General features: G+C 38.9%; 19 protein-coding genes and 1 riboswitch. Of the genes, 10 read left to right on the top strand and 9 right to left on the bottom strand.

Annotation, left to right across the window (positions count from 1 at the left end):
* Positions 1-5: 5 nt before the first annotated feature.
* Entirely contained in the window at positions 6-1166 is a 1161-nt protein-coding gene (locus LDL57_RS03970) for a glutathionylspermidine synthase family protein (RefSeq protein ID WP_180560125.1), read from the top strand.
* A 320-nt stretch (positions 1167-1486) separates the two neighbouring features.
* Here the strand turns inward: LDL57_RS03970 and ribB are convergent, their stop codons facing one another.
* Positions 1487-2140: a 3,4-dihydroxy-2-butanone-4-phosphate synthase gene (ribB, locus tag LDL57_RS03975; protein WP_225507097.1), complete on the bottom strand. Its 654-nt coding sequence runs from the start codon at positions 2138-2140 to the stop codon at positions 1487-1489.
* Positions 2141-2260: 120 nt separating this feature from the next.
* A riboswitch (FMN riboswitch) is annotated at positions 2261-2426 on the bottom strand.
* Positions 2427-2665: 239 nt separating this feature from the next.
* Between ribB and ubiK the strand changes: the two genes are divergently transcribed.
* Positions 2666-2932 (top strand): ubiquinone biosynthesis accessory factor UbiK, encoded by a 267-nt coding sequence (gene ubiK / locus LDL57_RS03980; RefSeq protein WP_180560123.1) that lies wholly within the window; start codon positions 2666-2668, stop codon positions 2930-2932.
* 53 nt (positions 2933-2985) lie between these two features.
* Here ubiK and hldE read toward each other — a convergent pair whose 3' ends face one another.
* The 3 genes from hldE to LDL57_RS03995 all read right to left on the bottom strand — a co-directional run bounded on the left by hldE (position 2986) and on the right by LDL57_RS03995 (position 8346).
* Positions 2986-4413 (bottom strand): bifunctional D-glycero-beta-D-manno-heptose-7-phosphate kinase/D-glycero-beta-D-manno-heptose 1-phosphate adenylyltransferase HldE, encoded by a 1428-nt coding sequence (hldE, locus tag LDL57_RS03985; protein WP_225507099.1) that lies wholly within the window; start codon positions 4411-4413, stop codon positions 2986-2988.
* 110 nt (positions 4414-4523) lie between these two features.
* Complete coding sequence (glnE, locus tag LDL57_RS03990) at positions 4524-7376, bottom strand: bifunctional [glutamate--ammonia ligase]-adenylyl-L-tyrosine phosphorylase/[glutamate--ammonia-ligase] adenylyltransferase (RefSeq protein ID WP_180560121.1); 2853 nt, start codon at positions 7374-7376, stop codon at positions 4524-4526.
* A 13-nt stretch (positions 7377-7389) separates the two neighbouring features.
* Positions 7390-8346 (bottom strand): CYTH domain-containing protein, encoded by a 957-nt coding sequence (locus LDL57_RS03995; protein ID WP_180560120.1) that lies wholly within the window; start codon positions 8344-8346, stop codon positions 7390-7392.
* Between the two features lie 482 nt (positions 8347-8828).
* Between LDL57_RS03995 and LDL57_RS04000 the strand changes: the two genes are divergently transcribed.
* Together LDL57_RS04000 and LDL57_RS04005 are read left to right on the top strand one after the other, a co-directional pair.
* Positions 8829-9452, top strand: coding sequence for a TIGR04211 family SH3 domain-containing protein (locus tag LDL57_RS04000; RefSeq protein WP_180560119.1), 624 nt, complete (start codon positions 8829-8831; stop codon positions 9450-9452).
* Between the two features lie 10 nt (positions 9453-9462).
* Entirely contained in the window at positions 9463-10701 is a 1239-nt protein-coding gene (locus LDL57_RS04005) for a multifunctional CCA addition/repair protein (RefSeq protein ID WP_180560118.1), read from the top strand.
* A gap of 1 nt (position 10702) precedes the next feature.
* Here LDL57_RS04005 and folB read toward each other — a convergent pair whose 3' ends face one another.
* A complete protein-coding gene (gene folB, locus LDL57_RS04010; protein ID WP_180560117.1) occupies positions 10703-11065 on the bottom strand; it encodes a bifunctional dihydroneopterin aldolase/7,8-dihydroneopterin epimerase in 363 nt (120 codons plus the stop codon).
* 362 nt (positions 11066-11427) lie between these two features.
* On the opposite strand from folB, the gene plsY reads away from it, so the two are divergent.
* Positions 11428-12084: a glycerol-3-phosphate 1-O-acyltransferase PlsY gene (plsY, locus tag LDL57_RS04015; RefSeq protein WP_180560116.1), complete on the top strand. Its 657-nt coding sequence runs from the start codon at positions 11428-11430 to the stop codon at positions 12082-12084.
* A gap of 22 nt (positions 12085-12106) precedes the next feature.
* Here plsY and tsaD read toward each other — a convergent pair whose 3' ends face one another.
* On the bottom strand, positions 12107-13147 hold the full coding sequence (gene tsaD, locus LDL57_RS04020) for a tRNA (adenosine(37)-N6)-threonylcarbamoyltransferase complex transferase subunit TsaD (RefSeq protein WP_180560115.1): 1041 nt from the start codon (positions 13145-13147) through the stop codon (positions 12107-12109).
* 322 nt (positions 13148-13469) lie between these two features.
* Here tsaD and rpsU point away from each other — a divergent pair, with 322 nt between their 5' ends.
* From rpsU to rpoD, 3 genes are all read left to right on the top strand, one after another.
* Positions 13470-13685 carry a 30S ribosomal protein S21 gene (rpsU, locus tag LDL57_RS04025; protein ID WP_026821546.1) on the top strand — a complete coding sequence of 72 codons (216 nt, stop codon included), beginning with the start codon at positions 13470-13472 and terminating at the stop codon, positions 13683-13685.
* Positions 13686-13797: 112 nt separating this feature from the next.
* Complete coding sequence (gene dnaG / locus LDL57_RS04030; RefSeq protein WP_180560114.1) at positions 13798-15543, top strand: DNA primase; 1746 nt, start codon at positions 13798-13800, stop codon at positions 15541-15543.
* A gap of 181 nt (positions 15544-15724) precedes the next feature.
* Complete coding sequence (gene rpoD, locus LDL57_RS04035; RefSeq protein WP_180560113.1) at positions 15725-17572, top strand: RNA polymerase sigma factor RpoD; 1848 nt, start codon at positions 15725-15727, stop codon at positions 17570-17572.
* A gap of 542 nt (positions 17573-18114) precedes the next feature.
* Here rpoD and LDL57_RS04040 read toward each other — a convergent pair.
* The 3 genes from LDL57_RS04040 to LDL57_RS04050 are packed head-to-tail and all read right to left on the bottom strand — an operon-like array spanning position 18115 to position 20229.
* On the bottom strand, positions 18115-19131 hold the full coding sequence (locus tag LDL57_RS04040) for a phage integrase (RefSeq protein ID WP_180560112.1): 1017 nt from the start codon (positions 19129-19131) through the stop codon (positions 18115-18117).
* Between the two features lie 12 nt (positions 19132-19143).
* Positions 19144-19632 (bottom strand): hypothetical protein, encoded by a 489-nt coding sequence (locus LDL57_RS04045; RefSeq protein WP_180560111.1) that lies wholly within the window; start codon positions 19630-19632, stop codon positions 19144-19146.
* A 9-nt stretch (positions 19633-19641) separates the two neighbouring features.
* Positions 19642-20229, bottom strand: coding sequence for a phage repressor protein CI (locus LDL57_RS04050; RefSeq protein ID WP_180560161.1), 588 nt, complete (start codon positions 20227-20229; stop codon positions 19642-19644).
* A 139-nt stretch (positions 20230-20368) separates the two neighbouring features.
* Between LDL57_RS04050 and LDL57_RS04055 the strand changes: the two genes are divergently transcribed.
* Both LDL57_RS04055 and LDL57_RS04060 read left to right on the top strand, forming a co-directional pair.
* A complete protein-coding gene (locus LDL57_RS04055) occupies positions 20369-20593 on the top strand; it encodes a helix-turn-helix transcriptional regulator (protein ID WP_225507101.1) in 225 nt (74 codons plus the stop codon).
* Positions 20594-20623: 30 nt separating this feature from the next.
* Entirely contained in the window at positions 20624-21133 is a 510-nt protein-coding gene (locus LDL57_RS04060; RefSeq protein ID WP_180560109.1) for a phage regulatory CII family protein, read from the top strand.
* Positions 21134-21291: the final 158 nt, after the last annotated feature.

A 21291-nucleotide genomic window follows, 5' to 3' on the forward strand; every position in this document is an offset into this window, starting at 1 on the left:
TGGCGATGATAAGGATGCCCATCACTGAACGCCCTGATTGGAAAGAAAAGGCAACTGAATTTGGTTTTCATTTTCACACCTTATACGGTGAACCTTATTGGTGTGAAAATGCCTATTATCAATTTACTATGCAACAAGTGGAAGATCTTGAAGCAACCACCGCTGAAATACATCAAATGTGCCTGCAAGTGGTGGAAAAAGTAGTGAATAACGAGGAATTATTGTTAAAATTTCAGATCCCTAAACATTGTTGGGAATTTGTTAATCACTCATGGAAAACTAATCAACCTTCACTCTATTCCCGATTAGATTTAGCTTATGATGGTAAAACACCGGCAAAATTATTAGAAAATAATGCAGATACACCCACATCTTTATATGAAAGCGCATTTTTTCAGTGGATCTGGTTAGAAGATCAGATCAATGCTGGCAATTTACCAGCCAATGCTGATCAATTTAATAGTATACAAGAGCAACTTATTGAACGCTTTACGCAACTACGTGAATCATTTGGCTTTAACTGGTTACATTTTGCCTGCTGTCAAGATAGTGACGAAGATCGCGGCACTATCCAATACTTACAAGACTGTGCTTACGAAGCCAATATTGCAACCGAATTTCTCTATGTTGATCAAATTGGTTTAGGTGAAAAAGGACAATTTACCGATCCTAATAATCAAGTTATTAGCAATCTGTTTAAATTATATCCTTGGGAGTTTATGTTTAGAGAGATTTTTTCTACTAAGTTAGCCGATGCCGGAGTAAAGTGGTTAGAGCCAGCCTGGAAAAGCATTATTTCTAACAAGGCATTACTACCTATGTTATGGGAAATGTTTCCTAATCATCCCAATCTGTTACCTGCTTATTTTGCTGAAGCTAATCCGCCGAAACTGGATCGCTATGTGATCAAACCTATTTTTTCACGCGAAGGGGCAAATATTCGTATCATCGATAATGAACGTGAAATTGCCTCAATAGATGGCCCATATGGCGAAGAAGGTATGATTATTCAACAATTTTATCCCCTGCCTCAATTTGAAAATAACTATACCTTAATCGGTAGTTGGCTGGTAAATGATCAACCGGCAGGAATTGGTATTCGAGAAGACAAGCAATTAATTACCCAGGATCTGTCCCGTTTTTATCCGCATATTATTCTAAACTAACTTTTGCAACATAGGCGCAAGATAATGACAAGCTAATCATTATCTTGCTGTTGTTACTATTATGATTAGCAGATTAAAAATAGACAATAAAATTAGCCGGCGGACAAATTAATTAGCAACTATTTTTTGTCTGAGCACTCCACCTCAGTTCAGCCAAGCAAATTTATTCGTTTAAGCACTCAGCCTATATTTCCACTCTATAGCGATAGATTTAAAATGTGTTTGTTATTTAATAAACACTTTCCAGTATGACAGCACTGGTTAACCATAAAACTCATATAGGACAAAATTCCATCATGAAATATGGCTTATTCCGTCGGCTAACCGGCCTTTTGAGTAAATTGCTGACGATAGGTTACCAGATCTTCAATCGTTATTACCGGCATATCATGTTGCTTGGCAAAGATAAGCACTTCTGGCATACGGGCCATGGTACCATCGTCATTTGTCAACTCACATAAAACGCCTGCTGGCTTAAAACCGGCTAAAGTCACCAAATCAATGGTCGCTTCGGTATGACCGCGACGCTGCAATACTCCCCCTTGTTGGGCTCTTAACGGAAAAACATGCCCTGGCCGATTAAGATCGGTAGGCTTTGCATCATCGGCAATGGCTTTACGAATAGTCATTAAACGATCACTGGCCGAGACCCCGGTTGTCACCCCTTCAGAAGCCTCAATAGTGATAGTAAATGCGGTTTGAAACTGACTGGAATTTTCTTCAACCATCATTGGTAATGCTAGCTGCTTACGGCGTTCTTCCGTTATACAAAGACAAACAATTCCACTGCCATGGCGGATAGTTAATGCCATCTGTTCAACTGTCATTGTTTCAGCGGCAAAAATAATATCACCCTCGTTTTCACGGCTTTCGTCGTCAAGTACCATAACACCTTTACCTTGACGTAATGCCTCAAGAGCGCGCTCTATACGTTCGATCGGAGTGCCATATACGGAAAGTGACGTCTGATTCATGGTAAAACCTCATCAATAAATACTAAATTACCAGAACCAGGGCGAGCTTGGGAGTATAAAAAATCAAACTAGTATCTTAAAAACCTGCGCACAATTGGCAGATCGCAAAACTACAGATATCGTTATTCTCTCCCATCCGGACTATAACCGTCGGTTCCAGAATCTCACTGGATCTGCTGACTTCCATCGCACATTGCTACAACGGAACGCTCGCGGACTTGGTTATTCAATTAGCAGAATAAATATCACCGCCGGTGGGGAATTTCACCCCGCCCTGAGATAAACAGCTAAACTATATCGTGAATATAGATCTGTGGCAATCAACAACAGCAAAATATATGATTGAAACAGTATTATCATCTATATAGTCAGCCAACTTGGTTTTATGTGGTTATTTCCGCTAATTTAGAGCCATTTTTATCACCAAATTTATTAAAAATAATTTTGTCAAAGCTAGCTGATTATTTTAAGATCTATTATTAAATAACCGATAGATTATAATTTGTGACCTGAAAGGATATAGTAATGCTTGACGCGAAAAAAATTGAACAAGTTGTTCGCCAGATCAAAGATACCTTACCGCAAGGGATACGTGACTTAGGCGAAGATCTTGATAAAAAGCTACGGGCAATATTACAGTCCCAATTAGGAAAATTCGATTTAGTTTCGCGTGAAGAATTTGATATTCAGACACAAGTTTTACTGCGCACCCGTGAAAAAATGATCGAAATGGAAAAACGCATCGAACAATTAGAAAAAAAAGAGGTAGCTAACGAAAACAAAAATGAATAACAAAAATGCCACGATATTACTATCGTGGCATTGCTATTTTTTATGCCAAAATATTAATCATTTTTCATAATGCTATTAATGATATTTGTTGTAGACAGCCCTTGTTCAAAATTAAGCACTTTAACTTCGCCACCTGCCGCCCAGACCTCTTGGCTACCGGCAATATCTTCCGGCTTATAATCACCACCTTTAACTAATACATCGGGTAAGATTTCACTGATCAGGCGTTGAGGCGTATCCTCTTCAAACGAGACCACCCAATCTACCGAACCTAGCGCTCCTAATACGGTCATACGTTGAGCTAATGGATTAATAGGACGATCATCACCTTTTAGCCGTTTAGTTGAAGCATCACTATTGACAGCAACAATCAATCGATCGCCTAGTTTACGCGCATTGGCTAAATAGATAACATGCCCGGCATGTAAAATATCAAAGCAACCATTGGTCATCACGATCTTCTCACCACGACTACGAGCCGCAGCAACCGCATGCTTTAGTTGCTGTTCATTCATCACCCCAAAACCATCATCAGCGCGACCATGAATGGCATTCTCCAACTCAATCGGTGATACAGTTGAAGTACCTAGTTTTCCAACCACAACTCCAGCGGCCGCATTAGCTAATACACAAGCTTGATGAAAATCCTGTCGCGCGGCTAACGCCGTGGCCAACACAGCAATAACCGTATCGCCGGCGCCGGTAACATCATAAACTTCCTGCGCTTGGGTCGGTAAATGTAAAGGCGGTTTTTCACGTTGTAATAATGTCATCCCTCGTTCTGAACGAGTGATCAGTAATCCTTTAAGATCAAGGGAATCAATTAACTTCATTCCTTTCTGCTCAATTTCAGCATTGTTAGCACATTTACCAACAATGGCTTCAAATTCAGACATATTGGGGGTCAATAAAGTCGCTCCACGATAACGCTCAAAATCATTACCTTTCGGATCAATAAGTACCGGTACTTGAGCAGTATTTGCTAATGCAATGATCTGTGAAATTTGTGCTAAAGCACCTTTACCATAATCAGACAATACCAGTGCCCCAACATGTGGCAAAGCTTGCCGAATACGATCTAACAGCGGATTTATATCGACACTAGCAAAGCCTTCTTCAAAATCAAGCCGAATAAGTTGTTGATTATGAGATAGAATTCTCAGCTTAGTAATAGTAGGATGCGTTGATAAGGTAACAAAATCACAACATACATTGGCTTGATTGAGTTTCTCTGTTAATACTTCAGCAGCATCATCAATACCTGTCAGCCCTACCAGACGAACATTAGCGCCTAAAGCAGCAATATTCATAGCAACATTAGCTGCACCACCTGGCCGTTCTTCTTTCATTTCCACTTTGACAACTGGAACGGGCGCTTCTGGCGAAATTCGGTTAGTTAATCCATACCAATAACGATCTAACATAACATCGCCGATCACCAAAATATTAGCCTGTTTAAAATCAGGGAGAGTGATTTTCATCCTTACTCCAATTACAAATAAATTACCGCAATCAAGATTGCTACCAATAGTAACATAGCCCAGCCCTATCAATCATATTAAAAAGTATGGCCAGTCAATTCTATTTCAACTTAATTGGCATAAAACCATTTTTGCCAAATAAGCAGGACTTTTTCACGTTGTTGTTTAAACTGAGAGACTAACACTTTGCTGGGCAACGCCTGTAATGACAAATGATGCAATGTGTCTCGCATTTCAGTATAAATCTTAATTAGCTGTTCAGCTTCCTCGTTAGACATTACCGCATATTCAGCTAACAAGGTAAAAATACGCACATTATCTGACCAACGAAGTAATGCTACATTATCTGCACAGTAACGTAATACCAGATATTGAGCAATAAATTCAATATCAGTGATACCGCCAGGATCGGTTTTTAAATCAAAATATGCCTGCTGCCGGTTAGCTTGGTGCTGATACATTTTTTGTCGCATCTTAACGACCTGCTGACGCAATATCGTTTCTTCTCTTGGTATGAGCAGAGCTTCTCGTCGAATTCGGTTAAACGCTTGTTCTAATTGCGGTTCAGCAAAAACCATTCGCGCTCGGATCAAAGCTTGATGCTCCCAAGTCCAGGCTTGCGTTTTCTGATAATCCTCGAATGATTGGAATGTACTCACCAACATGCCAGATTCACCTGATGGGCGCAAACGAGCATCTACCTGATAAAGGATACCTGAAGAAGTTCGGGTACTAAAGAGATGAAGAATTTGCTGGGCGAGTCGTAAATAAAACTGGCGACCTTCAATGACGCGTTGCCCATCGGTGACAATACCTAATGGGCAATCAAACAAAAAAACTAAATCTAAATCAGAACCATACCCCAATTCAAAGCCACCCAGTTTACCATAACCTACAACGGCAAAACCGGTTACGCCAACTGGTTGTTGAGATAGATGAGCAGGTTTACCATAACGCTTAGTTAATTTATTCCACGCCAGTTGTACCACTACTTCAATAATAGCTTCGGCCAAATAGGTCAAATGATCACTCACTTTCATAACCGAAAGCACGCCAGCAATATCTTCAGCAGCAATGCGTAAAAGCTGAGCTTGTTTGAATTGCCGCAATGCTTCAAGCTGCTGTTCATCATCATTTTCATCAATGCGCAATAAATATTGGCGTAATTCATCGCGATAAGCGGTAACGGGTAATGGCTGGTAAAGTGAGAAGGGATCGATTAATTCATCTAGTAATAATGGATGACGAGCTAATTGCTCAGCAATCATTGGTGATGCTGCACAAAAACGGATCACATGCGTTAATACCTGTTCAGATTCTAAAATTAATTCTAAATAAGTTGTCCTACTAACTATACTGATAAGCAAGGGAATAATTCGTTGTAAAATCCGATTAATATCATCTCTATGATAGATTTTAGCTATCAATTTTGGCATTAATTGATCAAGTACCTCGCGACCACGGGGACCAATGGTTCGCTTAGCTAAATCTTGGCGAAATGGCCATAACTGTTTAATAATATTTTGTTTTTTCTCGTCTTTACACTCAGATAATAGGGTTTCCAGTTCACTTTCACTACTAATTTGTTGCCAGAAATAAACAAAAAATGTTAACAGAGTATCATCGCTTTTCTCATCATTTCGACCAATAATTTGCACAAATATCGCGTGGACACTTTGCATTCTAGCTGTAAGTTGCTGATAAAATGCCGGCCAATCGTTAAACCCCATCGCCCATGCCAGTCGCGCCTGTTGTAAAGCTTGCTTAGGTAACATCTGAGTTTGTTGATCATTAATAGATTGCAATATATTTTCTGTTCGCCGTAAAAACAGATAATTATCCGTTAATTGCGTTACCTGTTCTGTTGTCAGCAATGAAAGCTCATCAATAGCGATTAATGTAGGCAACAAAGCCGGCGAGCGTAAGCTAGGTTCACGGCCACCTCGAATTAACTGGAAAACTTGGCCAATAAACTCTATTTCACGGATACCACCGGCACCCAATTTAATATTATCTTGCCAACCCTGGCGACGGACTTCACGCTCAATCATGTTTTTCATATTACGCAACGATTGAATAACACTAAAATCGATATAGCGGCGAAAAACAAAGGAACGCAACATATTTTTTAATCCATCACTATAAACTGAGTTATCATCACCTATAATGCGCATTTTGATCATCGCATAACGTTCCCAGTCGCGTCCCTGTTCCTGGTAATAATCTTCTAAAGCAGCAAAACTAAAAACTAATGGCCCACTATCACCAAACGGACGAAGGCGCATATCAACCCGATAGACAAAACCATCTATCGTTTTCTGCGCCAATAAGTTAATTAATTTTTGGCCTAATCGGGTAAAAAACTGGCTATTTTCCATCTGACGGCGTCCCCCTTGGGTAGCACCATTTTCAGGAAAGGCAAAAATCAAATCGACATCGGACGAGAAATTTAACTCTCCACCGCCTAATTTGCCCATAGCAAGGATCAGTAATGGTTGTGGTTGTCCCTCTGGATCACAAGGAGTTCCCCAATTTCGACAACACACCGCATACAGCCAATCTCTCGCAACGATGATTAACGTTTCGGCTAACTCACTCAAATGCCGTAATATCTGCAGCTTACTATTGCTATCATCATGGAATAGTTGTAACCAGGCGATCCTAATTAGCATTTGATGACGAAATTGCCTTAGGATCCGCTGCAACTCCTCCTCACCAGCAATATTGGCTAGCTGTTTGGTTAACCATTGATGATAATGTTGCCATTCGCCTATTTGCGGTGGCTGTTGACGAATAGCCGTCCACCAAGCTGGATGGTTTTTGATCTGCTGATAGGCAAAATCACTTAAGGCAAAAAATATTTTTTCTTGCGGCGATAGCGGTAAAAGTTCAGGCGCATGACACTGAAAATCATCTACCACCCATTGCGCCTGCTGAACCAATATTGATGGCAGCAATTTCATAAAATGCCTTTCATTAGGCTAGTGTTAACGCGGTAAGCCATTGGGTAAAAGCCAGTTTGCAACGCAACCAATTCGCACTATAACAGAGTATTTCCGGTTGTATATCGGTAGCCATTGATAATATTGTTATTTCCTTTAATGGCAGTGTTTGAATAAAATGAGGTACAGAATAAGCATAATGAACTAAAAATTGCTCTATTATGACTAACAAATGACTTAAATTTTGCTTTGCTTGCAACTGATTCTCTAACCAACACTCCTCATAGCACTGCCAATATACTAATAACTGGCTTAAACCCTGTTCAATCGGCATAGTAAACCAATTAGAAGGAGGCAATAAGAGCTCAGTGTCTACATGATCGCTAGTTTGGATCAGTGAATAGCCTCGTTCAGCCTTACTTTTATTTGCTAAGCGCAATCCTTCAATATTAACAAACTCTTTTGCTAACGCTAAAAGCTCAATTAAAGTGCCCCTTTTCAGTTCCAGTTCAATTTCCATAATAGGTTTTTTTCTGGCGCCAGCATAAATACTACCTTGATCTAATACAATTTCAATTTCACTACCTAGATAAGTAACAATCCATTTTTCACGAGAAAAATTGGTATAAAATAAGGTTGTTAACTGAGACTGTAAACGATTAACATCGGTATCCTTAGGCCATATTTCGGCCGGAAATGCTAAAAGATTGATCTCAGGTTTATGAATTTCAATATTGTATTCAGGTCGTTGATGTAAACCACCCATAACCTTACCGGCGGTTTTCATCGTCATTTCGTAACGACCATCGCAACCGCGGATCCTTAACCCCATATCCCAGCGACGTAATTGATGATCCACTGTCTCAAAATAGATATTTGACAGCTTATGTAAGGAAAAATGCGTATAGGGAAAGGATATGATTTTTTCACGGATCCGCTTAATAGCTTCCGGACGAACCGACAACTTTAATTCAATTTCTAGATGACTCATATTTAGTCCAGATTTTCTGACATCTTCTATCCCTAAGAATAAACGTTACAATTTTTATTTATACTGTCTAGACTCATACTTAATGTAGATTATCATTTTCAATTTACTATGTTGTTGACAAAAACTAACGGACAACCTCATGACTAACGATTGAAAAGATCTACAAGTTTAACATAAATAAGCTAGAAAACGGCAATCAATGCGGGTTCACTTTTCTTACCGTCAGCAACATATATTTGCTAAAAAAAAATAATTATAATATTGAATTAAACTATATTAATAACTAAATACCAGAAAAATAACTGATAGAGAATTTTATTCTATGTTTTTGCCTGAAAATAATAAAAAATGAAATATTATTAATAATGGCAAATCAATTTAAAGAATCATTATTTTACTTTTTTAGATTTGCATCAATACATTTAACGCATTAGTATCAGCTAATAGCACTTTTTTTCACAGTTTGAAGATAGTTGAATACAATGAGAAAATTTCCTTTATTTATTCTAGCATTGATAGGATTAAACCTCTCAATGACGACACAAGCGGAAGAAACTCTTTATGTTTCTGATGAACTCCCCACCTTTATCCACCGAGGGCCTGGAACCGATTATCGTATTATTGGTAGCCTAAAAAGCGGTGATCAAGTTCAATTATTAAGCACAGATCAAGAAACCGGCTACGCTCAAATTCGTGATTATAAAGGCCGAGTCGCCTGGTTACCCAAAAATCAACTTAGCCAAACACCCAGTGTAAAAGCACGTATTCCCTTACTCGAAAAGGAAAATCAAGAATTACGTGAAAAATTAACTAACATTGATAGTAACTGGAATAATCAAACCAGCGAAATGCAAAGCAAAGTTGCCGCCAGTGATCAAATTATTGCTAACCTAACTGCAGAAAACGAAAAACTAAAAAATGAATTAATTCGCTCAGGAAAAAAATTAGAAATTGCGCAAATTAATCTTGATGATAATCGCCGTGAACTCATTTTGCAGTGGTTTATGTATGGCGGTGGGGTTGCCGGTGCTGGTTTAATTTTTGGTTTGTTATTACCTCATATTATTCCTCGACGTAAAAAACGTAATGATCGCTGGATGAATTAAAGAAAATAGCATGCAGATTTATCTTGTTGGTGGTGCGGTAAGAGATCAGCTATTAGGATTGCCAGTCTCTGACCGTGACTGGGTCGTGGTTGGCGCTACTCCAGATGATTTAATCAAATTAGGTTTCCAGCAAGTAGGCAAGGATTTTCCCGTTTTTCTCCATCCCAAAACACGTGAAGAATATGCCCTTGCCCGTACAGAACGCAAAACCGGTGTAGGCTATACCGGCTTTTCTTGCCATGCCGCACCTGATGTCACGATAGAAGAGGATCTGTTACGTCGAGATCTGACAATTAACGCCATTGCCCAAACTGAAGATGGCAAACTGATTGATCCTTTCCAAGGTGAACAAGATATAAAAAACCGCTTATTACGCCATGTTTCCACAGCTTTTGCAGAAGATCCTTTACGCATACTTAGAGTGGCGCGTTTTGCTGCTCGACTGGCTAAGCAAAAATTTACTATTGCCAATGAAACACAGTCTTTGATGAAAAAAATGGTTTCTAATCATGAAATTAGTACAATTAGTGCAGAAAGAGTGTGGAGCGAAACAGAAAAAGCATTACAATCATCTGCGCCAGAAACTTATTTTCATGTCTTACGTGATTGTGGCGCACTAGCTATTCTTTTTCCTGAAATTAATCAATTATTTGGCATACCCAGCGCAACAGAATCACATGCCGAAATGGATACCGGAATACACACGCTGTTAACCTTAAAAATGGCGGCATCATTAACTGACAATATCGAAACTCGCTTCGCTGCCCTCTGCCATGACTTTGGTAAGGCATTGACCCCGCCAGAACAATGGCCTGCTCATGGGGATCATGCAATCAAGGCTATTCCCTTGATTGAGGCTATGTGTAACCGATTGCGTATTCCTAGTAGAATCAAGGAATTAGCTAAATTAGTTGCCCGTTTTCATCAACAAATCCACCAAATTAATCAGTTACAACCTGAAAGTGTGATCAATCTATTCAATCAATTAGATAGTTGGCGAAAACCAGAGCGTATCAATCAACTGGTTATTGCCTGTGAAGCCGATGCCCGTAGTTGGCTGGAACGAGAGCATATCACTTATCCACAAGCAAAATTTGTTATTGAGGCATTTGAAACAGTACAAAAAGTATCAAGTAAAAATCTTATTGAACAGGGTATTAAAGGTATCGCGATCAGGGATGAGCTTACTCGACAGCGTATTCAGGCATTAACTGATTGGCGGCGGCAACAAACCATTTTACCCATTTAAGTTAACCTAAAGCCGATTTTGTTCGTTCAATAATCACACCAACCTGCTTAGCACGTGCCACCGCACCAGGTTTAAAGACTTTAACGCGTACCCAACAGCTATTGAATTGATTTAAAATAATATCAGCAACCTCCTGCGCAACCCGTTCTATCAAAGCAAATTTTTGAGTTTCTATATGTTCAATTACCACTTGGCTAACCTGAGCATAATCTAAACAATATTCCACTTGATCATTTTTAGCCGCATGCTGAGTATCCCATCCCATTTCGATATCTAGTAACAGTTTTTGTTGGATAGTTTGTTCCCAATCATAAGCTCCAATAGTTGTGAATACTGATAACTGCTCAATAAATATAATGTCCATTTACCCTTCTCTCATGTTTAATCTATACCAATAAATACTATCCAGATACTTGTCTATTTTCATTGGGAAAATGACCCTATGATCACACATTTTAGTAAAATTTGCGGTAATAATAGGGGAATAAAAATTATTATGCGGCCAAATAGTGCTAGAAACCCAAAGGTTGAAAAAATAATTCATCATAACTTAAAAATAAATCTAGATAGATATTTGTTAGTTTTACTTACTACTATACTGTATATTTTATTAATGTTCTGATATTACCCTGATCTTCAAAATTCGGTATGCAAATAATACTTCGATAAAATACAATTATTATTAATACCTTAAGTTAAAAGATCTTGATTATTTGGAGTAATGATATGAGTGCAATCGCACTTGGCATGATTATCTTCGCCTATCTCTGTGGTTCAATCTCCAGTGCCGTCTTGATCTGCCGATTGATAGGTCTTCCTGATCCTCGATACCATGGTTCCGAGAATCCTGGAGCAACAAACGTGTTACGAATCGGTGGTAAAGCAGCTGCCGTAGCCGTGCTCATTTGCGACATTCTAAAAGGAATGATCCCTGTATGGCTAGCCTATTATTTAAATGTCCCGCCCTTTTATCTTGGAATTATCGCCATTGCCGCCTGTTTAGGCCATATTTACCCGATTTTCTTTCATTTTAAAGGCGGAAAAGGCGTTGCTACAGCTTTTGGCTCCATTGTCGCCATTGGCTGGGGGTTATCTGGCGTTATCGCTGGTACCTGGCTACTCACTGTACTACTCAGCGGATATTCATCATTAGGCGCGATTGTCACTGCTATATTAGCTCCCTTTTATGTTTGGTGGTTTAAACCAGAGTTCACCTTCCCGGTGGCGATGCTTTCATGTCTAATACTCTTTCGTCATCATGATAACATTCAGCGGCTATGGCGGGGACAAGAGAGCCGTATATGGCAAAAAATAAAGAAAAAAAGCGAAAAAACTGATAAAGAAATTATTCAAGCCACTAAAAAACAAGAAAAAAATGATTGATCCCATTATTAATTTTTATGCTTTAATTCGATTTATGCAACGATTTGAATGTTAACGGTGACAAATCTGCCAGTGGCCAACGCGCTTTAACCGTGATATCCAGACTATCACTGACGCCACTTTTTAAACGGATCATACCAGCTAGTGCTATCATTGCGCCATTATCGGTACAGAATTCTGGGCGAGCATAAAAAACCTGTCCGCCAATTTTTGTTATCGATTCTGCCATTTTCAGTCGTAATGTACGATTTGCACTTACACCACCCGCCATAACCAACCGTTTAGCACCCGTTTGCTCTAAAGCGCGTTTACATTTGATCACTAATGTATCCACAACGGCATCCTCAAATGCCCGAGCAATATCCGCAGCGGTTTGTTGATCCATCCTATTATTACGAATGGTATTGGCAGCAAACGTTTTTAAACCGGAAAAACTAAAATCTAGTCCAGGGCGATCTGTCATCGGACGAGGAAATATAAAACGATCCACCTGTCCTTGTTGAGCCATCAATGATAATGCCGGCCCACCCGGATAATCTAATCCTAATAATTTTGCTGTTTTATCAAAAGCTTCACCTGCAGCATCATCAATTGATTCGCCTAATAACTGATATTGACCAATCGCCATGACATTAATTAACTGAGTATGACCACCGGAAACCAATAGCGCCACAAAAGGGAATTCAGGACGGTTTTCTTCCAACATTGGCGCCAGTAAATGCCCCTCCATATGGTGAATAGGGATAGCCGGCACTCGCCAGGCAAACGCCAACGAACGCCCTATTGTTGCTCCCACCAATAAAGCGCCGATCAAACCTGGCCCTGCGGTATAAGCAACAGCATCAATATCACTATCGGTTAAATCCGCTTGTTGCAATGCCGCTTTAATTAAAGGAATTGTTTTACGAATATGATCGCGAGAAGCTAATTCAGGCACTACACCACCATAATCGGCATGCAATTTTACCTGACTATATAATTGATTGGCTAATAAACCGACTTGATCATCATAAATCGCGATACCCGTTTCATCGCAAGATGTCTCTATACCTAAAACACGCATATATTACTCACCACCTTCGCTAATAACGCAAGTTTATCACTATTTATGTAAAAAAGGTGCAACTTCTCAGTAAATAAATAACTGTCTATCTGGATTAAATCAGTTATAATTAACATAAATAATTTGTATGGCTTATCCATTATCAGCTAGATTATGCCAACTATTTTTTTATTAAAAATAATTAATTGGCCGATTTTGTGCGTTTCGTTTTTATACAGCACTTTACAAAGCCCTACACATTGAAGTAAAATTCCGCACCATTTTGAAGAGAGCTGGCTATGATATTGCTAGCAAAAACCGATTTTTTTGAGGTGAAAGGCACATGCCGGTAATTAAAGTACGTGAAAACGAGCCATTTGACGTAGCACTGCGTCGTTTTAAGCGTTCTTGCGAAAAAGCAGGGATATTAGCTGAAGTGCGCCGTCGTGAGTTCTATGAGAAACCAACGACTGTACGTAAACGTGAAAAAGCATCAGCAGTAAAGCGCCACGCTAAAAAATTGGCTCGCGAGAACGCACGCCGTACTCGTTTGTACTAATTGCTACGGTTCAATAACCGTAACAATTCGACAGCAGTGATTAAGTGATTACAAAAAGGCCGTGCTTCCTAATAAGAAGCACGGCTTGTTATCTTTCTTCAATGAAGAGTTTATGGCTGGACGAATTCCGCGTACATTTATCAATGACTTATTGGCTAGAACCGATATCGTTGATCTTATTGATACTAAAGTGCCGCTAAAAAAGCAAGGCAAAAACCATCACGCGTGTTGCCCATTTCATAATGAAAAAACACCTTCATTTACTGTTAATGGCGATAAACAATTTTATCACTGCTTTGGCTGTGGTGCTCATGGTAATGCCATTGATTTTTTGATGAATTATGACAAGCTTGATTTTGTCGAAACAATTGAAGAGCTTGCTACCATGCATGGGCTGGAAATTCCTTATGAAACCGGTAACAGTTCAAATCAAATAGAGCGGCATCAGCGACAAAATCTTTATCAATTAATGAATGATATTAATCAATTTTATCAACATTCATTGAATAAATTAGACTCACATAATGCAAAACAATATTTAATACAACGCGGCTTAAGTGATGAAATTATTCATCGTTTTTCTATCGGTTTTGCACCAACCGGCTGGGACAACCTACTTAAGCATTTTGCAAAAAATGCTGAGAGCCGTAAACAGCTAAATGCTGCCGGTATGTTAGTTACCAATAATAATGGTCGTACCTACGATCGCTTTCGTGAACGGATCATGTTTCCGATCCGGGATCGTCGAGGACGTGTTGTGGCTTTTGGTGGTCGTGTTTTAGATAATACGTTACCAAAATATCTCAATTCACCAGAAACTGAGATTTTTCATAAAGGCCGCCAATTATATGGCCTATATGAAGCAAGCCAAAATAATCTGGCACTTTCTAAACTATTAGTTGTCGAAGGTTATATGGATGTTGTTGCTCTGGCGCAATTTGGTATTAATTATGCCGTAGCGTCATTAGGTACATCAACAACGGCAGAGCATATCCAGTTACTTTTCCGCACAACGGATACAGTTATTTGTTGTTATGATGGGGATAAAGCAGGTCGCGAAGCCGCATGGCGAACGCTCGAAACAGCACTTCCCTATTTGAGTGATGGCCGCCAGCTACAATTTATGTTTTTACCTGATGGTGAGGATCCTGATTCACTAATACGTAAAGAAGGTAAAGCAAATTTTGAACAACGAATGGATAAGTCACACTCTTTGTCTACATTTTTGTTTGATACATTGGTTGCACAAGTTGATTTAGCTAGTCATGAAGGTAAAGCAAAATTCAATCGTCTAGCTATGCCTTTAATTAAAAAAGTGCCAGGTGATACTTTACAGTTATATTTGGCACAAGAATTGGGTAATTTTATTGGTATTCCTGATACTTCGCGTATTCTTGCCATGATTGAAAAAGGTTCGGCTGAAAAAACAAATTATCAGACACCAAAAATTAAACCAACAACCATGCGAATATTGATCGCATTATTGGTACAAAATCCAAATTTTGTGAGCCTAATTCCTACTCTTGATGGCATTAAGCACTCACAGTTACCAGGATTAATGCTGTTTTTAGAGTTAGTTGAACTTTGTCAATCTCATCCTGGTATAACTACGGGTCAATTACTGGAATGCTATCGTAATAATAAATTTGTTAAACAACTTGAAAAACTGGCAACTTGGAACGATATAGAGATAGAAGAGATAGCGGAAAAAATGTTCAAGGATGCCTTGGAGCATTTATTTATTACCGCGCTTGATGAAAGGTTCGAATCTCTGATGGCAAAAGAGCGGACAGAAGGTTTAACCAGTGAAGAACGTGAAGAAGTTCGTTTAATTACTGTTGCAAGAATAAAACAGTAATCTTGAAAAAGTAAAATAGATCCGGCTTGAGTGCCGCATAACGTAGGGCAAACGCCTGTAAGTTGCCATGATGTAAAGGGCATGGCACAAAAAATAATTAAATTCCCTTTAATTTTATTGTTGGCTGACTTGTTTTCGCCGACCAACACCAACCCAAATTATGAAGTGTGGATACCGTCTTATGGAGCAAAACCCGCAGTCACAGCTGAAGCTACTAGTTACCAAAGGTAAAGAGCAAGGCTACCTGACCTATGCTGAGGTCAACGACCATCTGCCGGAAGATATCGTCGATTCAGATCAGATTGAAGATATCATCCAAATGATTAATGATATGGGCATTCAAGTGATGGAAGAAGCGCCTGATGCCGACGATCTTATTCTGGCAGAAACCGCCACTGATACTGACGATGATGCTGTTGAGGCTGCTGCCCAGGTATTATCCAGTGTTGAAAGTGAAATAGGCCGCACAACAGATCCTGTGCGAATGTACATGCGTGAAATGGGTACCGTAGAACTACTGACCCGTGAAGGCGAAATTGATATTGCTAAACGCATCGAAGATGGCATTAATCAGGTTCAGTGTTCTGTTGCTGAATATCCTGAGGCTATCGCTTATCTATTAAACCAATACGAACGTGTAGAAAAAGGTGAAACCCGCCTATCTGATATTATTACCGGCTTTGTTGATCCTAACGCTGAGATAGATTTAGCACCGACAGCAACCCATATCGGTTCAGTGTTACCGGAAGAAGCCTTAAATGATGACGAAGATGAAGATAAAGACGAAGATGATGATAGTGACGACAGTGATGAAAACAATGTCGATCCAGAACTCGCTCGGCAAAAATTTTCAGAGCTTCGTGAACAATATGAACGCACGTCCCTTGAAATTCAAAAAAGTGGCCGTAACCATGCTAATTCAATCGCAGAAATTGAGCAGTTGTCTGAGATTTTCAAACAGTTCCGTTTAATACCAAAACAGTTTGATTATTTAGTCAACAATATGCGTGATATGATGGAGCGTGTTCGCTCTCAAGAGCGCCTCATCATGAAACTCTGTATTGAGCAATGCAAAATGCCAAAGAAAAACTTCATTACCTTATTCTCAGGTAATGAGACCAATGTTAATTGGTTAGCTGCGGCGAAAGCAATGAATAAACCCTGGTCTGAAAAATTAGTTGAAGTCGAAGAAGAGATCCAACGCTCTTTGCAAAAACTACAACAGATTGAAGAAGAGACCGGTTTAACCATTGAACAGGTAAAAGATATTAATCGCCGGATGTCTATTGGTGAAGCAAAAGCGCGTCGAGCGAAAAAAGAGATGGTTGAAGCTAACTTACGTTTAGTTATCTCTATTGCTAAAAAATACACCAATCGAGGCTTGCAATTCCTTGATCTGATTCAGGAAGGTAACATTGGTCTAATGAAAGCGGTCGATAAATTTGAATATCGTCGTGGATATAAGTTTTCAACTTATGCAACCTGGTGGATCCGACAGGCGATCACTCGTTCAATTGCTGATCAGGCACGCACTATCCGTATCCCAGTGCACATGATCGAAACGATCAACAAACTGAACCGTATTTCTCGCCAAATGTTACAGGAAATGGGACGCGAACCCTCACCTGAAGAATTGGCAGAGCGTATGTTAATGCCTGAGGATAAAATCCGTAAAGTACTAAAAATTGCCAAAGAGCCTATTTCAATGGAAACACCAATTGGCGATGATGAAGATTCACATCTTGGTGATTTCATTGAAGATACGACCTTAGAGCTACCTTTAGACTCTGCTACCTCGGAAAGTCTGCGTTCAGCCACCCACGAAGTTCTGGCTGGCTTGACGACCCGTGAAGCAAAAGTTCTGCGTATGCGCTTTGGTATTGATATGAATACGGATCACACATTAGAGGAAGTGGGTAAACAGTTTGATGTTACCCGCGAGCGGATCCGTCAAATTGAAGCAAAAGCGTTACGTAAACTGCGCCATCCAAGCCGTTCAGAAGTACTGCGTAGTTTCTTAGATGAATAAAACAATTATTTATCTTTAGAATAGTAGAAAGCACCTATCTTGATAGGTGCTTTTTTATTGATAGCTATCATTAATCAAACAGATCATTAGTAAAACTTTTAGCCACTGTAATAACATAAAACAGTAAAAATGCCCTATCAACACTAGTTTCTTAAACACCGTCATTCGAATTTTGCTAGCTGAGATTTAATTATCCATCAACATGAACTGAACTCATTGCTAGTTTTGCTACAGAAATGGCTGTTTTAATTGCTCTAAAAAACATCAATAATTATTGCCGCAGTAGCTTCTACCTTGCAGCAATAGACCATTCCTGCATTTAGCTACAATAGCAAAACACCACTCATTAGAGTGGTGTTAATTGGCTGCTAACACAGCTTAAATTTGGTGGCCCCTGCTGGATTTGAACCAGCGACCAAGCGATTATGAGTCCTTTAAATCGCCTAACAAAAACAATAATTTACTTTAATTTCAATGAGTTAATAAACGAATAAACACGAATAAATGCGGTGATAGTTTTTTTTGCTGCCATTTTGCTGCCATTAAATTAGTTTTTGTAGTGGATTGAACTCTATTGCTTCAGAAAGATGATTAGGCGAAAAGTGAGCATATCTCATTGTCATCTTGATATCGGTGTGCCCTAGTATTCTTTGCAATACTAAAATATTGCCACCGGACATCATAAAGTGCGAAGCAAAAGTATGTCGTAAAACGTGAGATGATTGACGTTCAGGCAATTCAATATCTGTACGTTCTAAGGCAGAGCGAAATGCAGAATAACAAGATTTAAATAATGGATTGTTGCCCTTCACTTTTGGCAATGTTTTTGCAAACTCTTCACTGATGGGAACTGACCTATTACGCTTACCTTTTGTCTTGATAAATGTGATTGTGTTATTTCTGATTTGTGATGCTGTCAGTTTTTCGGCTTCTGACCATCGCGCACCAGTTGCTAGGCAAATTTTAACGACATGAATCAAATCTTTTGAGCTACTTTTCTCACATTCAGTTATTAGTAGTCTCATTTGCTCATCATCAAGGAAAGCCATTTCCTGTTCGTCAGTTTTATATGACCTGACTTTTGCTAATGGGTGTTCTTTTGTCCATTCATCCAGCCTAATTAGTTCATTGAACATAGCCCTAAAGTAAGCAAGTTCTAAATTAACCGTGCGCGGAGTAACAGTTTTTAATCTATCTGTTCGCGTGATTTCGCCACTTAAGCGTTTTTCACGATATACAGAAAAAACCTTTGCATTAAATTCAATAGCGAGAGGGTCACCCATGGCATCACAGGCAAATATCATTAAAGATTTACGCTTTTCACCATCACCAAGGGTCACACCATGAGCACGGAACCAAGTTTCAACTAATTCAGTAAGCTTACGTTTATCTTGTTTTTCGCCCAGCCACGGCTTATCTTGTGTTTCATCAAGAATATGGCGTTCAAATGCAATGGCTTCACCTTTGGTTGTAAAAAGCTTACGAACTCTTTTACCCTCACGACCATTTGGAAAACATTGAACAAGCCAACGCCCGTCAGGCTGTTTTTTAACTGTCATGACAACCCCAAATTAACGATGTTCAGTAAAGTCACCTGTATCTAAAACGCCACGAAATTGCTTTTCGCTTGAAATAATAACTCCCATTTCGCGAGCTTTATCCATCTTCATTTGGCTTGCGTTATATCCATAACAAAGTAATTTTAAAGCTTTAGTTACTGATTTTCTAACATCCATACCAGCATCACTAGCTAGCTTTTCTAATTCAGACTTATCGTCTTTTTTAAATCCAGTAAAATGGACGTCAAAAGTTTCAGGTTTTGGTTCCTTTATTTCAAAATCACCGCATTCAATCATGTTATCAATGAATAGTTGTGCTTCATCTAAACTATCGAAATATTCAATTACACGGTCTTTTCTAAAAGTTTTAAATTTACCCTTTTCATCAGGATTAAGGCTTATTCCTTGAATATATGTATCATTATGAGATATATCATCAATTGCTTGTATTGATACTATTTCTCTTGAATTAACATACACAAATAATAAAGATTGTTTCATAACGAGACATTACTGATTATCAATAATAGTAACTACACGCCCAATAATAGAAATGTCTTTTAGCTCACAGTCAAAAGCCATACCTGCGCCAGAAACTCGAACACGCTGCATAGGCATGCGAGTAAGTTCTCTTATGCTTATCTTATCGTCAATTCGTACCAGCCACTTGCCGTCGTAAACTTCACCAAATTTACGGTCAACAATAAAATAATTTTGCCCATCTTGAACCACTATTGGTTCCTTAGGAAATGGTACTCCTTGTTTGAACAGCACTTTATCAAACATGGCCATGCCAGCATCAAACTCTTCACCATCGATTATTTTATATTTTTTCAGACGAAGTATATCTAACTCTTCATCGTCAAATTTTTTACCGTGACCAGTTGCTAGCCATTGTAAGCTAACCCCTGTTTCAGCTACACATCTAACTACCATATCGGCGGGGAAATTGTCTCTTTTATATCGACCTGCGAGACTGCTTGATGCTATTTCAAAGTGTTGTGCCAACATAATTTTAGAGTTAAAGCCATAAGCTTCAATAATGCGGTCAAGAACTGGCTCACTCTTGCCAAACATTTCTAGATGAAATTTTCCCATATTCATTCCGTCACCTTCGTAAAATACGACAAATATCTTGACTTGTAGTTAAATACGAAATAGACTCACCTTATATTGTAGTTAAATACGAATAAACTCGGATACCACCGGATAAAACCCGAATTGGAGATTTTGCACTATGCGCCCTAATATTACAATCACCATTCCTGAGCCGTATCTCACTATAGAAGCCTACTGTGAAAGATTTGGAATGGCTAAAAGTACAGTTACAGACATGATTAAGGATGGTCGCTTACCTGTCCGCAAAAAGCACAAAGAAATGAAAAATGGTCGTGTTTTTATAAATATGGCAAAGCTAACCGTTGAAGCATTATCAGACTGTAATATTTCGCTTAATGCATAATTAATTATTCGCTTTAGGAGAATAAAAGCCATGTTTGATTATCAGGCTTCCAAACAAAATCACTTTGATAATGCATGCCGCGCTTTTGCGATTGCTCACAAAGGTGACCTTGTTCAGATAGCGGAAGCAATCGGCATGAATGCGCAAATATTGCGTAACAAGTTAAATCCTGAACAACCGCATCAATTTACTTGTGCTGATATTGTAAGCGTAACGGATGCAACAGAAGATGCAACTTTAATTGATGGTTTGTTAGAGCAACTTCAATGTCAGCCGTCAGTACCTTTAAATAATGCCAGTGGGGGAAATTTCCCTACATATATTTTAAATGCAACAGCCGAAGTTGGAAAGCTAGCAAGCCAAGTAGTTTTGGCAGGTCGAATTAATAATGCCCGTTCTGCTGAAATTAAACAGTGTGTGAATAATGCGATCCGTTGTTTAGCATTAGTCGGTGTGACAATTTCAGCTCGTCTACATTCATCTCCTGCGTTAGTTACTGCAATAGATACAGTTGCGGGATTTAGTCAATCAATGGTTTGATATAGCTTTATGAGAAATTTATTAGGTTATAAATAAAGATTTTGGAGATTATACAAATGACTCAGATAGATAAGCAGCAGTTTAAATATAAATTAACGGGCGATTCATTTAAAAATAAACGTAACAACGATTTGAAATATATTGTTCCTGTTATTTTA

The organism is Arsenophonus apicola, from assembly GCF_020268605.1.
Taxonomy (GTDB): domain Bacteria; phylum Pseudomonadota; class Gammaproteobacteria; order Enterobacterales; family Enterobacteriaceae; genus Arsenophonus; species Arsenophonus apicola.

Bases quoted from the DNA above. Each gene is read 5' to 3' on its own strand.
- LDL57_RS03970 (WP_180560125.1), top strand. From the start codon at position 6: ATGATAAGGATGCCCATCACTGAACGCCCTGATTGGAAAGAAAAGGCA.
- ribB (WP_225507097.1), bottom strand. From the start codon at position 2,140: ATGAATCAGACGTCACTTTCCGTATATGGCACTCCGATCGAACGTATA.
- ubiK (WP_180560123.1), top strand. From the start codon at position 2,666: ATGCTTGACGCGAAAAAAATTGAACAAGTTGTTCGCCAGATCAAAGAT.
- hldE (WP_225507099.1), bottom strand. From the start codon at position 4,413: ATGAAAATCACTCTCCCTGATTTTAAACAGGCTAATATTTTGGTGATC.
- glnE (WP_180560121.1), bottom strand. From the start codon at position 7,376: ATGAAATTGCTGCCATCAATATTGGTTCAGCAGGCGCAATGGGTGGTA.
- LDL57_RS03995 (WP_180560120.1), bottom strand. From the start codon at position 8,346: ATGAGTCATCTAGAAATTGAATTAAAGTTGTCGGTTCGTCCGGAAGCT.
- LDL57_RS04000 (WP_180560119.1), top strand. From the start codon at position 8,829: ATGAGAAAATTTCCTTTATTTATTCTAGCATTGATAGGATTAAACCTC.
- LDL57_RS04005 (WP_180560118.1), top strand. From the start codon at position 9,463: ATGCAGATTTATCTTGTTGGTGGTGCGGTAAGAGATCAGCTATTAGGA.
- folB (WP_180560117.1), bottom strand. From the start codon at position 11,065: ATGGACATTATATTTATTGAGCAGTTATCAGTATTCACAACTATTGGA.
- plsY (WP_180560116.1), top strand. From the start codon at position 11,428: ATGAGTGCAATCGCACTTGGCATGATTATCTTCGCCTATCTCTGTGGT.
- tsaD (WP_180560115.1), bottom strand. From the start codon at position 13,147: ATGCGTGTTTTAGGTATAGAGACATCTTGCGATGAAACGGGTATCGCG.
- rpsU (WP_026821546.1), top strand. From the start codon at position 13,470: ATGCCGGTAATTAAAGTACGTGAAAACGAGCCATTTGACGTAGCACTG.
- dnaG (WP_180560114.1), top strand. From the start codon at position 13,798: ATGGCTGGACGAATTCCGCGTACATTTATCAATGACTTATTGGCTAGA.
- rpoD (WP_180560113.1), top strand. From the start codon at position 15,725: ATGGAGCAAAACCCGCAGTCACAGCTGAAGCTACTAGTTACCAAAGGT.
- LDL57_RS04040 (WP_180560112.1), bottom strand. From the start codon at position 19,131: ATGACAGTTAAAAAACAGCCTGACGGGCGTTGGCTTGTTCAATGTTTT.
- LDL57_RS04045 (WP_180560111.1), bottom strand. From the start codon at position 19,632: ATGAAACAATCTTTATTATTTGTGTATGTTAATTCAAGAGAAATAGTA.
- LDL57_RS04050 (WP_180560161.1), bottom strand. From the start codon at position 20,229: ATGGGAAAATTTCATCTAGAAATGTTTGGCAAGAGTGAGCCAGTTCTT.
- LDL57_RS04055 (WP_225507101.1), top strand. From the start codon at position 20,369: ATGCGCCCTAATATTACAATCACCATTCCTGAGCCGTATCTCACTATA.
- LDL57_RS04060 (WP_180560109.1), top strand. From the start codon at position 20,624: ATGTTTGATTATCAGGCTTCCAAACAAAATCACTTTGATAATGCATGC.